Consider the following 13045-nt stretch of genomic DNA (forward strand, 5'->3'; position numbering starts at 1 on the left):
TTGTCCTCCTTACGCTTCTTCTTTGTAATCAATACCTAATTCTTGGCTGATACCAGCATAGCCTTCTGTTTCTAAACGTTTTGCCAAATCAGCCCCACCGGTTTTCACAACGCGGCCTTCCATCATGATATGAACAACATCTGGCGTGATATAGTTCAATAAGCGTTGATAATGGGTAATAATTAACGCACCAAAGTTCTCGCCGCGCATTTCATTAACCCCTTTAGAAACAACTTTTAACGCATCGATATCTAAGCCTGAATCAATTTCATCTAAAATGGCAAACGTTGGCTCTAACATCAATAATTGTAAAATTTCATTTCGTTTTTTCTCGCCGCCAGAAAAACCTTCGTTTAAGTAACGCTCAGCCATTTCTTCAGGCATATTTAATAATTCCATTTTGCTATCTAATTTTTTTAAGAACTGCATGACTGACATTTTGTTGTCTTCGTCACGTTTTGCATTGATTGCTGCACGCATGAATTCAGCATTGGTAATCCCTGGAATTTCACTTGGGTATTGCATTGCTAAGAATAAGCCTAGGCGAGCGCGTTCGTCTACTTCTAAATCTAAAACGTTGACGCCGTCAAATAGAATTTCTCCTTCTGTGACTTCATAGTTGGGATTTCCCATAATTGCTGCTGATAAAGTAGATTTACCAGTCCCATTAGGTCCCATAATTGCATGGATTTCTCCAGTATTAATTGTTAAATCGACCCCTTTTAGAATCTTTTTATCTTCAATTGATACGTGTAAATTTTTGATTTCTAACACAGACATGTACAATTCCCTCCAACTTGTTTTAATCGTTTTTCCGTTCTCACTCATTTTAGCCTAATTGAGAATGAATCGCAAATTACAATTGCTAAAAATAACAACTCTTATCATCAAATTTTAGGATTCAATTTGTGAAGGAAAATTTTAAAAGGCTGATATTTCAAAGTTTCTCTATATTTTTAAGTGATCGTCCCTACACAAAGAAAAAAATTCTGGTAGAATAAAAAAATTTATTCAAGAAAGCGTTTTCTTGGATAATTACTTTAGAATGACTTTCGCAAAGAGAGCTTTGAGATACGCCTTCCTCATCTATACAAAAAAATCCAGAGCATTTGCTTCTCTGGATTCAATAATTTTTATTAGTGATTGGTTTTATACTTCTAAAAGTTCTTGTTCTTTTTCAGCAGTAATCGCATCGATATTTTTGATGCTATCATCTGTTAATTTTTGAACATCTTTTTCAAATGAACGTAATTCATCTTCAGTGATGTCGCCATTTTTTTGAGCTTTTTTCAACTCATCCATTGCATCACGACGAACGTTACGGACAGCAATTTTTGAGTTTTCCGCTTCTTTTTTCACGTCTTTGGCTAATTCTTTCCGACGTTCTTCCGTTAATTGTGGAATCACTAAACGGATGACATTTCCATCATTGGTTGGGCTAATGCCGATATCACTCATTTGAATAGCTTTTTCAATGTCAGCGATAGAATTTTTGTCAAACGGTGTAATCATTAATACACGTGCTTCTGGGATATTGATACTTGCTAATTGGTTAACTGGTGTTGGTGCACCATAATATTCTACTTGAATACGGTCTAATAGACTTGCGTTCGCACGACCAGCACGAATTTGACCTAATTCACGGCGTAAGCTTTCTTCCGCTTTTGTCATTTTTTCTTTGGCTGTTGCTAAAACTTCTTTAGACATTCTTTATTTCCCCCTTACAGTTGTTCCGATATTTTCACCAAGGATGGCACGACGGATATTTCCTGCTTCATTTAGGTTAAAGACAACTAAAGGAATATCGTTATCCATACTTAATGAGCTTGCTGTTGAATCCATTACTTGCAGCCCTTTAGAAATAACATCTAAATGTGTTAGTTCTTCAAATTTTGTCGCTGTTTCATCCACACGTGGATCCGCAGAATAAACACCATCAACATTGTTCTTCGCCATTAAGATGACATCCGCATCTACTTCTGCAGCTCGTAACGCAGCCGTTGTATCTGTCGAGAAGTAAGGATTTCCTGTTCCTCCGGCAAAAATAACAACGCGGCCTTTTTCTAAATGACGTTCTGCACGACGACGAATGTATGGTTCTGCAATTTGACGCATTTCAATTGATGTTTGAACACGTGTAGGCACACCAAGATTTTCTAATGTATCTTGCAATGCTAAGGCATTCATCACAGTAGCTAACATGCCCATATAATCAGCTTGTGCACGTTCCATGCCCATTTGAGCACCAATTTGTCCACGCCAGATGTTTCCGCCGCCAACCACGATGGCCATTTCGATACCTAATTCATGGACCTCTTTAATTTCTTGGACGATTTCTTTAATGACTGGTGGTTTAATGCCAAAACCGTCTTCTCCGGCTAGCGCTTCTCCACTTAACTTTAATACGACACGTTGATACTTAGGTTTAACCATCATAATTCCCTCCAAGATTCTCTAAAAATCATTCAATTCCTCATTTAGATGACTTTTCACCAAAATGATTTTTTAGACCAAGCAGTGCGATCCACTGGTTTTGCCTAAAAAAAGGGAGCGCATATCAAAGTTATGCGTTCCCAAATGGCTGAAAGACTGCCTTGAATCAAGCAGTAATCAATTTATGCAGCTTCCTTTGGGGATCGCTGTCTGTTTAGATACTTATGATTCACGGCTTTTCAACCGAGCGTTTGATGCTCTTAGTTTTTCATTTGGCTCATTACTTCATCCGCAAAGTTATCTTCACGTTTTTCGATACCTTCGCCAACTTCAAAACGTACGAATGATTTCACTTCGCCGCCTTTAGAAGCAACAAATTTTTCGACAGTCATATCTGGATCTTTAACAAATGGTTGGTCAACCAAAGCGATTTCTGCTTTGAATTTTTGTAGACGACCAACAACCATTTTTTCAACGATATTTGCTGGTTTACCTTCGTTTAATGCTTGTTCAGTTAACACAGCTTTTTCGTGTTCTAATTCTTCTTGAGGAATTTGAGATTCATTGACATAGCGAGGGTTGATTGCCGCGATGTGCATAGCAACATCTTTCGCTACTTCTTCGTCAGTTGTGCCATCGATAACTGTTAATACAGCAATACGGCCACCCATGTGTAAGTAAGCGCCAAATGCAGCATTGTCAGCTTTTTCGACAACTTCAAAACGACGGAAGCTGATTTTTTCACCGATAACAGTTGTTGCTTCGATTAAATCAGATTCGATTGTGCCTTTTTCAGTTTTAATAGCCATTGCTTCTTCCATCGTAGCTGGTTTGTTTTCAGCAACTTTAGTCGCAATATCTTTAACTAAATCTTGGAACATTTCGTTTTTAGAAACGAAGTCAGTTTCTGAGTTTACTTCAACGATTGCTGCAACGTTACCTACAGTTGCTACGTTTGCTAAACCTTCAGCCGCAATGCGGTCATTTTTCTTCGCTGCTTTAGCCATACCATTTTCACGTAAAAAGTCTACGGCTTTTTCCATGTCGCCTTCTACTTTTACTAATGCTTTTTTAGCGTCCATCATTCCAACGCCAGTCATATCGCGTAATTCTTTTACCATTTTAGCTGTAACGTCTGCCATTATTTGTGTCCTCCTCGGATATTATCAATTCTTTTTAAAAAAGCTATCTCAAAGGAGAATCAGGCTTTTTGTCGCCTAGCCTTTGAGACAGCTCCGTAATCATTATTATTCAGCTGATTCGTTGTTTCCTTCAACAACATCAACGATTTCTTCGATTGAAGTTGCTTCTGGTGTTTCTTCAACGAATAACTCTTCAGTTGCTTGGTCTTCCCCTTGGTTACCTTCGATGAAAGCGTCAGCCATTTTAGCAGTGATTAATTTCACAGCGCGGATTGCATCATCATTTGAAGGGATTACAACATCGATCTCATCAGGATCACAGTTTGTATCAACCATTGCAACGATTGGAATGTTTAATTTGTGTGCTTCTTGAACAGCAATGCGTTCTTTACGTGGGTCAACGATGTACATTACATCTGGAATTCTTGGCATATCAGCGATACCACCTAAGAATTTTTCTAAACGTTCACGTTCTTTGTTTAAGCCAGCAACTTCTTTCTTAGGTAAAACTTCGAAAGTGCCGTCTTCTTCCATTGCATTGATTTTTTTCAAGCGAGCAATACGTTTTTGGATTGTATCCCAGTTAGTTAACGTACCACCTAACCAGCGATGGTTTACATAGTATTGACCAGCGCGGATTGCTTCATCTTTGATTGCTTCTTGTGCTTGTTTTTTAGTTCCTACGAATAAAGCAACGCCGCCTTCTTCTGCAACGTTTTTCATGTAATCGTAAGCTGCATCTACTAATTTCACTGTTTTTTGTAAGTCAATGATGTAGATACCGTTTCTTTCTGTGAAGATATATTTCTTCATTTTTGGGTTCCAGCGACGAGTTTGGTGACCAAAGTGTACGCCGGCTTCTAGTAATTGTTTCATAGAAATTACTGCCATGTTGTGTTTCCTCCAGTTTGGTTTTTATTTTCCTCTTCTTTTCGTCAACTCCTTGAAGAACTACCGTAGTAGCACCACTTCGCAGATGGAAAAGAATGTGGATTTCGTGTGTGAAAATCACACCTTTAACAGTATAAGATATTTTCAGAAAAATAGCAAGCCTTAAAACTAGAAATGTCGCTCCTACTGCGCTTGCCAAACAAGATGACATTCTTCGTTTCCCGTTTCATCGATGGTTCGCTTTTGTTGGACAAAGCCTTGTTTTTGATAAAAGGCATAAGCTGCTTGATTTTCCCTGTAAACAGCCAAAGATAAGAGGTCCTGTTCTTCTTTTGCTACTTGAAGTAATTTCTGACCGATGCCCTTCCCTTGAAACGCTTTTTTTATAAAAATTCCTGCGATATAGTTATCCATTAAGCCTAAAAACCCAATTATCTGATCCTCTTCTTCCGCTAAGATCAGTGTTGCTTTTGGCAACGCAGCGCGGACAAATGCCTTATTTTCTTGCCAATAAGTTGGTGCGACAAATGGATGAGCTTCTAGATTCGTTTGCAGCCAAATAGCCATAATGGTTTCTAATTCTTTTTCTGTTAACTGGGTTGTCTTTTTGATAGTCAGCATTTTTTGACACTCGTTTCTGTTATTGATTATTTTCAAAATAAAACATTAACACACCCGCTGCGATAGCGACATTCAATGATTCTGCTTGACCTTTCATTGGAATATAAAGATTTTTCGTGGTTTCTGCTAACAATTCTGGCGAAACCCCGCTACCTTCATTGCCTAAAATCAACGCATAATTTTCCACTGCCTCTTGTTCATAATAAGCAATCGCAGCTTCATTTAGTTCTGTACCGAAAACTGGTAGACCTTGCTTCTTGAATGCCTGAACCACTTCAGTCAACTCTCGTTGGAGAACTGGTAAATGATAGTGGCTTCCCTGCATTGAGCGCAACACTTTTGTATTGTAAATATCTGCTGTGCCCTTACCTAAAATCACGCCTGCTAAACCCGCTGCATCAGCTGTGCGAATCATCGTACCAACATTACCAGGGTCTTGGATATTATCTAAAAGTAACCAACCACCTTTAAAAGAAAGCGACTGCTCTTGTTGCGTTTCCAAGGTGACAATTGCCAAAATTCCTTGTGAAGTTGGCAGCTCCGACAAGCTATTTAAAACCTCATCACTAACAAAAATTAATTTTTCTGTTTCTTGTTCAGCTAACCAAGTTCCCCATTCTTGTTGACCTCTTTGGTTAAACAAAATCCACTGGACATCGGCATTGGCCTTCACAGCTTCTTCAATTAAATGAAATCCTTCTATTATATATTGGTTCAGTTCTTCTCGGTACTTCTTTTTGTGTAATTTTTTCCATTCTTTTAATTGGTTATTTTTCGTTGATGTAATTTCTTTCATAAGTCACCTCGCCTTTGTATTATAGCATGCTTCTAGCTTGCTTGGATACTTGCTAGAACCAAGAAAAATCGCTATCATAAAGAAAAAAGCAAAGGAAGTGTCTCTCATGGAAAAACTAAGAATGAATGTACAAGGACGTGTCCAAGGTGTTGGCTTCCGCTACATGACAAAAATGGTGGCAGATCAATTAGGTGTCACTGGTTCGGTGAAGAACGAAGACGACGGGTCCGTTTCAATCACAGCAATTGCACCTGAAGACATAATGGAAACATTTATCAAAAAAATCAAAGATTCCCCCAGTCCAGCGGGACGTGTAACGTATGTTGATATTCAAGAAGACCCTTTGTTAGAAGAAACGGAACAATTTAAAGTGATTCAATAAACTTACTTTCTAACGATTGATTTCTTTGGGAAGAAGCCTTGAACAGCAAGTAGTTCCTGCTTTTTATTGATTTTTGTAAGAGCTTCTTTTCGATTTTGATTGAAAAAGAGCGCTGTTTCAAGTATAGTTAACCATGTAAAAATTTTTTAGAAAAGGACCGAATTACATGCGTAAATTAAACCGATGGCTTTACGGCTCTGGCTTACTATTTTTAGTAATGTTTTTATCAGGCTGTGTGAAAACAGGAGCAGATGGACAACCAACTGGTGAAGGTTTTGTCTATAACTTCCTTGTTTTACCGATGAGTAATGCAATTACTTATCTTGTCGATAACTTTAATTGGAACTATGGTTGGGCGATTATTTTTATCACCATTATTGTACGGATCATTATTTTACCGTTAGGCTTACATCAATCGAAAAAAAGCTTTATCCAAACGGAAAAAATGCAAGCAATCAAACCCCAAGTGGATGTTGCACAAGCAAAAATGAAACAAGCAAGTACGCGTGAAGAACAAATGGCCGCACAAGCAGAACTACAAAAGATTTATAAAGAAAACAATGTGAGTATGGTTGGCGGAATTGGTTGTTTGCCTTTATTAATTCAAATGCCTATTTTCTCATCTCTGTTCTTTGCTGCTCGTTATACAAAAGGTATTGCCACAGCAAGCTTCTTAGGAATGAATTTAGGGCAACCAAATATGATTTTAGTGGCATTAGCTGGTTTAGCCTATTTAGCTCAAGGTTATATTTCAATGATTGGTATTCCTGAAGAACAAAAGAAAACAATGAAATCAATGCTGATTGTTTCACCATTAATGATTGTTTTCATGTCCTTTAGCTCACCTGCAGGCGTAGCGCTTTACTGGGTAGTTGGTGGTATTTTCACATGTATTCAATCTGCCATCACAAATATCCTCTTACGTCCAAGAATTAAAAAACAAGTACAAGAAGAATTGAAAAATAACCCACCAAAACAAGTGGTTACTCCTATTAAGGATGTGACACCAAAAGAAACAAACAAAGCAACGCAAAAAACGAACCAACCAAAAGCAAACGGCAATAAAGGTCGCAATGCTGGAAAACAAAAACGTAAATAAAAAAAGGATCGCCTCTAAACGGCGATCCTTTTTTTACTTCAATTCTTTCCCAGTTATCTCTTCAATAGTTCGAATAGACTTTGGACCAAAGCCATGCAACGAAAGTAACGCTTTTCGGCCTCGTGCATAGAGTTCATCCACACTGTCGATTTTTTCATTCGTTAGCGCACGAACAGCTGGCTTTGATAATTGTGTTAAAATTTGTTCAAATGTTGTTTCTAGCATGCTGTCGGTTCCTCCTTAGCGGTCGAAAAGCAGCGCTTTTTATTTTACAATTAATAAATCTAAGCTAGCAATTGATAACGCCATTTTAGCAATTTGCATTAATTGTTTTAATCGGTTTTGTTTGACTTTTTCATCCTCAACCATAACCATCGTTTCATTGAAGTACGCATCAATTAACGGACGTAGATTTACTAATGCTTCATAGTTTTCTGCAATCGTGCGTGTCGCAAATGCTTCAGATAAATCGTTAACTGCTTGATACAGTTCTTTTTCTGCCTTATTTTCAAACAGACTTGGATCAATCCCTTCTTCAGTATCACCTAAAAGTTCTTGACCTTTTTTCGCTAAATTAATAACACGCGTTAAGGCTTCCATGGATGGTTTAAAATCTTGATCTTCAAAACGGCTTTTTAAAATATTCGCTGAAGCAAATAATTTCGATAAATCGGCTTGCTCAGCAGACACCACTGCATCGATAATGTCATGGCGAACATTTTTCGTCATTAATAATTGACGTAAGCGAGCTTTCACAAATTCAACGACTTCTGCTTGTCCTTCGTTTAGTAAAACGCCATATTTCTCAACATCTTGATTCACTGCTTCATCAACTTCTGTTTGTAATTGGACTAATGGGAAGGTCCAGCCTTTATCTTCAATAATTCGGATAACGCCATAGGTTTGACGACGAAGTGCATAAGGATCGTTAGAACCTGTTGGAATCATACCAACTGAGAAGAATGAAAAGACGCTGTCAAGCTTATCGGCTAAGGCTAAAACAGCCCCGATTGCTGTTTCTGGCAATTCACCTTCACTGGAAGTTGGTAGATAATGTTCTCGAATCGCCGTTGCTACGGCTGGTTTTTCGCCTTGTAATAAGGCATATTTTTCTCCCATAATTCCTTGTAATTCTGGGAATTCACCAACCATATTTGTTACTAAGTCAAATTTATAAATTTCAGAGGCACGTTTTAAATCTTCCAATTCCTCCTCAGATAAGCCAACTTTTCGACCAATAATTTGTGCAATTAAAGCAACCCGTTGCATTTTTTCATAAATTGAACCAATCTTTTCATGGAAAGTCACATTTTTTAGTTTTTCAACACATGCTTCAATCGTTAATTTTTTATCTTCATTGTAAAAGAATTCTGCATCTTCTAAACGAGCAATTAACACTTTTTCATTTCCTTTAATCACGTTTTCAAGGTGAACATTATCCCCATTGCGAACAGCGATAAAATGCGGCATTAATAAGCCTTGGTCGTTACGAACTTCAAAGTAACGTTGGTGTTCTTTCATAGAAGTCACTAATACTTCATCTGGAACAGATAAATATTTTTCATCAAAACTGCCTACAAATGCAGTTGGATATTCCACTAAATTCGTAACTTCTTCCAATAACTCTTCATCTAAAGCTAACTGCCAATTTTTTTCTGCAGCGAGTGCGTTCGCTTGATCAACAATCATTTGTTTCCGTTCATTCGGTTGAACCACTACAAATTGTTCTTTTAATTTTGCTTCATATTCATTAGCATGTTGGAACGTCACATCGTCTCCCAAGAAACGGTGGCCACGAGAAGTTTGCCCTGTCGTCACGTCTAACACTTTGAAAGGAATTACTTCATCATCAAGTAGTGCCACAATCCAATGAATTGGACGAATATATTCGAAATCATAGTTTGCCCAGTGCATTGTTACCGGGAAAGTTAGACTTGTAATCACGTCATTTAATTTTGTTAATACCTCTTTGGCACTTTGGCCTTTGGTAAACTTCGTCACATAGACATATTCGACACCATTTAATTCTTTGAAAACAATGTCCTCAGTTGTAACTCCTTGGCCGCGTACAAAACCTTGTGCAGCTTTTGACCAATTTCCTTCAGCATCTAAAGCAATTTTTTTCGCTGGACCTTTTACTTCTTCTTCAACATCCGCTTGTTTTTCAGGAATCGCAGTTACTTTCACGGCTAAACGACGAGGTGTGGCAAAGGATTGCACTGTTTCATAGTCTAAATGATGTTCATCTAAAAATTTGATTACTTTTTCTTCAAGTTGGATACGGCTTGGTGTGACAACATGTGCGGGCATTTCTTCTAAGCCAATTTCTAATAATAAATCTTTTGCCATGTTATTCTGCCTCCTTGGATATACTTTGATCTTTATTTAATAATGGGAACCCTAATTTTTCACGTTCAGCCACAAAAATTTTCGCTACGGAACGAGCCATATTCCGAATGCGGGCTAAATATCCTGCACGTTCCGTTACAGAGACAGCACCGCGAGCATCTAATAAATTGAATGTATGGCTACATTTTAAAATATAATCATAGGCTGGATGAACTAAACTTTCTTCAATACAGCGTTTAGCTTCTTTTTCAAATTTGTCAAAGTTTTCTAAAAGCATTTCTTGGTTACTAATTTCAAAGGAATATTTTGAATGTTCATATTCAGGTTGCACAAAAATTTCACCATATTTAACGCCTTGTGTCCATTCTAAATCATAGACACTTTCGACTTCTTGGATATATGATGCCAAGCGTTCTAACCCGTAAGTAATTTCAGAAGTGACAGGATGACATTGTAAGCCCCCGACTTGTTGGAAATACGTAAATTGGGTAATTTCCATGCCATCTAACCAAACTTCCCAACCTAAACCAGCACAACCCATTGAGGGATTTTCCCAGTTATCTTCTACAAAACGAATGTCATGTTCTAATGGATCAATTCCTAATAATTTCAAACTTTCTAGATAAAGTTCTTGGATATTTTCAGGAGAAGGCTTCATTACAACTTGGAATTGATGATGTTGGTATAGACGGTTTGGATTTTCACCATAGCGTCCATCAGCTGGACGACGAGAAGGTTCTACGTAGGCAGCATTCCATGGTTCAGGTCCAATGGCACGTAAAAACGTGTAAGGACTCATGGTGCCGGCTCCCTTTTCTGTATCATAGGCTTGCATTAACATACAGCCATTAGATGACCAAAATTTTTGCAAGGTTAAAATCATTTCTTGTACGGTTAACTTGTTTTTCATTGTTTTCCTCCTTGGAATATTTTTTATAGACATAGGGATTGACTTTGCTTCGGGAATGTAAATTTAAAAAGGGCTACAGAAAAACAATTTTGTAGAATGGGATAATTTTTATGCTGTTCATCATCTACTCTGTCGCCTTTGCGCCAATTGAGCTTTTTTGAATAAACGTTACTATTTTTTCTTTTGGTGTTAACTGTTTGCTTTTTTTATTCGGTTACAACGTTCCCTTTGGTCACCTTGTACTGTTCATCATCTACTCCATGTTTTTGGCTAAGCAGTTTGTTTTAACACAGAGGAGACAACGTTCCTTTCAGTCACCTTGTGCTGTTCCACATCTGCTCTGACACTTTGTGTCAGTCGCAGTGAGGAACATGCAAAAAGTCCCCATGCCTATTAATAGACATAGGGACGAATAATTATCGCGGTTCCACCCTACTTCCGATGTGTTCATCGGCAGCTTCGTTTGTCGTACTCCAAAGTGCCTTTCAAAAGTTCCGTGTTTCTGGCTCCCACTCTCCCAGATTCGCTTAACAGAGGGTTCTTTTTACTTCTCTTTTTCTTCGTACGTATTTAACTTCTCTATCATAATACGGTGTCTGAGGGAAGTTGTCAATTTTTTTTTTTAGAAAAACGACTGCTTGTTTATGTTTCTTTTTCTTCCTTCTTTCGTGGTGGAATTTTTAACGTATTTTCCCACGTTTTCATTTGATCAATAAATTTTTTGCTTTTTAAGTGCAACCCGACATATTCATCGTATAACATATCAATCGTTTCTCGAATACTTTTCTTAGTTTCTTCTTTTACTTGAATGTTTTGGACTTTTTCATAGGAGACTTGCGAAAATAAGCGAATAAAATGAATTGCTCTAGGATCTGCATGGTAGCGCTGTTCATCTAAATGCCAATGTTTTTCACAAAGCACACCGCTATACTTTGAAGAGTAGTCAAATTTCCCTTGTGTTTCGCCACAAGCCACACAATGATGCCATTCTGGTCGTACACCAAACCGTTCTAACAATTGAATTTCAAAAATATTTGTAATGATTTCCGGATCTTTTTGCTCATTTAAAGCGGATAATGCCATGTGGGTAAATTGAAATAAGTTTGGATCATAGTGCTGATCTTCAATTGCTGCATCGACTAAGTTTAAAATATATGTTCCATATGCGTTAATAAATATGTCTTGTTGAATGTTTCGAAAAGGTTGAACTTCTTTGCTGCTATTGAGAAAAGATAAGCCTTCTTCTCTAAAATTTCCGATGTAGACGGCTTCTGTAAATGGCAGAATCGCTGGCAAAAGAGGATTATTTTTTCGATGCGCGCCTTTCACAAAAAACATCAATTTTCCATAGGATTCTGTAAAAATTTTGACGAGTTTATCCTTCTCTTTAAAATCCTTCGTAAATAAAATAATGCCTTTGGTCTCCCCTAATGCCATTCAATTCACTTCCATTTCTTATGTAAATTAGTGTAGTGTTTGGAAAGTTCGTTTATACACTCGCTTCCCAAACACTACTTTCTTAATATTCTTCTTTGCGATAACCAAAATCTTGTAAATAGATTTTTTTGTCACGCCAGTCTTTTTGGACTTTTACCCACAGCTCCAAATACACTTTGTCATCTAATAAATATTCAATATCTTGACGCGCCTTGGTACCAATTTGTTTCAGCATTTTTCCGCCTTTGCCAATAATGATACCTTTTTGACTGTCCCGTTCCACAATAATGGTTGCTTGGACATGGACTTTATCGTTTTCATCCCGTTTCATTGAGTCCACAACGACAGCGACAGAATGAGGAATCTCATCTCTTGTTAAAAGTAACACTTTTTCACGAATTAATTCGGAAACGATAAAATATTCTGGATGATCCGTAATTTGGTCATCAGGGAAATATTGTGGTCCTTCTGGCATTTGCTCAACGAGAACATCCATCAAATGCTCAAAATTATTTCCTTCAGTGGCAGAAATTGGAATAATTTCTTTAAAGTCCATTTGTTTCGAATAGTCTTCAATAATACTCAATAAATCATCTGGATGGACTTTGTCAATTTTATTAATAATCAAGTAGACTGGACTATTATTATTTTTCAATCGTTCAATAATAAAGTCGTCACCTTTCCCGCGTTTTTGATCAGCACTTACCATAAATAGAGTAGCATCTACTTCACGCATCGCATTGTAGGCACTTTCCACCATGAAATCGCCTAAGCGGTGTTTAGGTTTGTGAATCCCTGGAGTATCGATAAAAACAATTTGTGCTTCAGGAATTGTATAAATTCCTTGAATCTTATTACGAGTTGTTTGTGCTTTGTCACTCATAATTGCAATTTTTTGGCCGACAATTCGATTTAACAATGTTGATTTCCCAACATTTGGTCTGCCGACAATGGCTACGAAACCAGATTTATGTTCAGTTGTCAT

At 37.5% G+C, this 13045-nt stretch carries 14 protein-coding genes; 2 read left to right on the plus strand and 12 right to left on the minus strand.

The genetic code is table 11. The features are described from left to right. Window positions 1–9: 9 nt before the first annotated feature. From sufC to IGL23_RS09285, 7 genes are all read right to left on the minus strand, one after another. A complete protein-coding gene (gene sufC / locus IGL23_RS09255) occupies window positions 10–780 on the minus strand; it encodes a Fe-S cluster assembly ATPase SufC (RefSeq protein WP_002356763.1) in 771 nt (256 codons plus the stop codon). Between the two features lie 369 nt (window positions 781–1149). Next, a complete protein-coding gene (gene frr / locus IGL23_RS09260; RefSeq protein WP_002376737.1) occupies window positions 1150–1707 on the minus strand; it encodes a ribosome recycling factor in 558 nt (185 codons plus the stop codon). A gap of 3 nt (window positions 1708–1710) precedes the next feature. Continuing rightward, the gene (gene pyrH, locus IGL23_RS09265) at window positions 1711–2433 is read right to left on the minus strand and encodes a UMP kinase (protein ID WP_002356761.1); all 723 of its coding nucleotides are present in this window, start codon (window positions 2431–2433) and stop codon (window positions 1711–1713) included. Window positions 2434–2693: 260 nt separating this feature from the next. Continuing rightward, a complete protein-coding gene (tsf, locus tag IGL23_RS09270; protein ID WP_002356760.1) occupies window positions 2694–3575 on the minus strand; it encodes a translation elongation factor Ts in 882 nt (293 codons plus the stop codon). A 105-nt stretch (window positions 3576–3680) separates the two neighbouring features. After that, window positions 3681–4466, minus strand: a complete 786-nt coding sequence (rpsB, locus tag IGL23_RS09275; protein ID WP_002356759.1) for a 30S ribosomal protein S2 — start codon at window positions 4464–4466, stop codon at window positions 3681–3683. A 183-nt stretch (window positions 4467–4649) separates the two neighbouring features. Beyond that, window positions 4650–5087, minus strand: coding sequence for a GNAT family N-acetyltransferase (locus IGL23_RS09280; RefSeq protein WP_002368982.1), 438 nt, complete (start codon window positions 5085–5087; stop codon window positions 4650–4652). A gap of 19 nt (window positions 5088–5106) precedes the next feature. Continuing rightward, window positions 5107–5883 (minus strand): TrmH family RNA methyltransferase, encoded by a 777-nt coding sequence (locus IGL23_RS09285; RefSeq protein WP_002380583.1) that lies wholly within the window; start codon window positions 5881–5883, stop codon window positions 5107–5109. Window positions 5884–5989: 106 nt separating this feature from the next. Here IGL23_RS09285 and IGL23_RS09290 point away from each other — a divergent pair, with 106 nt between their 5' ends. Both IGL23_RS09290 and yidC read left to right on the plus strand, forming a co-directional pair. Continuing rightward, the gene (locus IGL23_RS09290; RefSeq protein ID WP_002356756.1) at window positions 5990–6265 is read left to right on the plus strand and encodes an acylphosphatase; all 276 of its coding nucleotides are present in this window, start codon (window positions 5990–5992) and stop codon (window positions 6263–6265) included. A 166-nt stretch (window positions 6266–6431) separates the two neighbouring features. Then, entirely contained in the window at window positions 6432–7364 is a 933-nt protein-coding gene (yidC, locus tag IGL23_RS09295) for a membrane protein insertase YidC (RefSeq protein ID WP_002384232.1), read from the plus strand. A 33-nt stretch (window positions 7365–7397) separates the two neighbouring features. Here the strand turns inward: yidC and IGL23_RS09300 are convergent, their stop codons facing one another. The 5 genes from IGL23_RS09300 to era form a co-directional block, all read right to left on the minus strand. Next, a complete protein-coding gene (locus IGL23_RS09300) occupies window positions 7398–7589 on the minus strand; it encodes a DNA-directed RNA polymerase subunit alpha C-terminal domain-containing protein (protein ID WP_002384231.1) in 192 nt (63 codons plus the stop codon). 39 nt (window positions 7590–7628) lie between these two features. Further along, complete coding sequence (glyS, locus tag IGL23_RS09305; RefSeq protein ID WP_002370425.1) at window positions 7629–9713, minus strand: glycine--tRNA ligase subunit beta; 2085 nt, start codon at window positions 9711–9713, stop codon at window positions 7629–7631. 1 nt (window position 9714) lies between these two features. Then, window positions 9715–10623 carry a glycine--tRNA ligase subunit alpha gene (gene glyQ, locus IGL23_RS09310; protein WP_033594489.1) on the minus strand — a complete coding sequence of 303 codons (909 nt, stop codon included), beginning with the start codon at window positions 10621–10623 and terminating at the stop codon, window positions 9715–9717. Window positions 10624–11265: 642 nt separating this feature from the next. Then, window positions 11266–12060, minus strand: coding sequence for a DNA repair protein RecO (gene recO, locus IGL23_RS09315; RefSeq protein WP_002374343.1), 795 nt, complete (start codon window positions 12058–12060; stop codon window positions 11266–11268). Window positions 12061–12142: 82 nt separating this feature from the next. Then, window positions 12143–13045: a GTPase Era gene (gene era, locus IGL23_RS09320; RefSeq protein ID WP_002359745.1), complete on the minus strand. Its 903-nt coding sequence runs from the start codon at window positions 13043–13045 to the stop codon at window positions 12143–12145.

This window comes from Enterococcus sp. MSG3299 (genome assembly GCF_050555765.1).
Taxonomy (GTDB): Bacteria; Bacillota; Bacilli; order Lactobacillales; family Enterococcaceae; genus Enterococcus; species Enterococcus faecalis.

What these genes read in the sequence shown, in the direction of transcription:
- frr (WP_002376737.1), bottom strand. Translation starts at nt 1,707, where the DNA reads ATGTCTAAAGAAGTTTTAGCAACAGCCAAAGAAAAAATGACAAAAGCG.
- tsf (WP_002356760.1), bottom strand. Translation starts at nt 3,575, where the DNA reads ATGGCAGACGTTACAGCTAAAATGGTAAAAGAATTACGCGATATGACT.
- recO (WP_002374343.1), bottom strand. Translation starts at nt 12,060, where the DNA reads ATGGCATTAGGGGAGACCAAAGGCATTATTTTATTTACGAAGGATTTT.
- pyrH (WP_002356761.1), bottom strand. Translation starts at nt 2,433, where the DNA reads ATGGTTAAACCTAAGTATCAACGTGTCGTATTAAAGTTAAGTGGAGAA.
- glyS (WP_002370425.1), bottom strand. Translation starts at nt 9,713, where the DNA reads ATGGCAAAAGATTTATTATTAGAAATTGGCTTAGAAGAAATGCCCGCA.
- rpsB (WP_002356759.1), bottom strand. Translation starts at nt 4,466, where the DNA reads ATGGCAGTAATTTCTATGAAACAATTACTAGAAGCCGGCGTACACTTT.
- IGL23_RS09300 (WP_002384231.1), bottom strand. Translation starts at nt 7,589, where the DNA reads ATGCTAGAAACAACATTTGAACAAATTTTAACACAATTATCAAAGCCA.
- sufC (WP_002356763.1), bottom strand. Translation starts at nt 780, where the DNA reads ATGTCTGTGTTAGAAATCAAAAATTTACACGTATCAATTGAAGATAAA.
- IGL23_RS09280 (WP_002368982.1), bottom strand. Translation starts at nt 5,087, where the DNA reads ATGCTGACTATCAAAAAGACAACCCAGTTAACAGAAAAAGAATTAGAA.
- IGL23_RS09290 (WP_002356756.1), top strand. Translation starts at nt 5,990, where the DNA reads ATGGAAAAACTAAGAATGAATGTACAAGGACGTGTCCAAGGTGTTGGC.
- yidC (WP_002384232.1), top strand. Translation starts at nt 6,432, where the DNA reads ATGCGTAAATTAAACCGATGGCTTTACGGCTCTGGCTTACTATTTTTA.
- era (WP_002359745.1), bottom strand. Translation starts at nt 13,045, where the DNA reads ATGACAACTGAACATAAATCTGGTTTCGTAGCCATTGTCGGCAGACCA.
- glyQ (WP_033594489.1), bottom strand. Translation starts at nt 10,623, where the DNA reads ATGAAAAACAAGTTAACCGTACAAGAAATGATTTTAACCTTGCAAAAA.
- IGL23_RS09285 (WP_002380583.1), bottom strand. Translation starts at nt 5,883, where the DNA reads ATGAAAGAAATTACATCAACGAAAAATAACCAATTAAAAGAATGGAAA.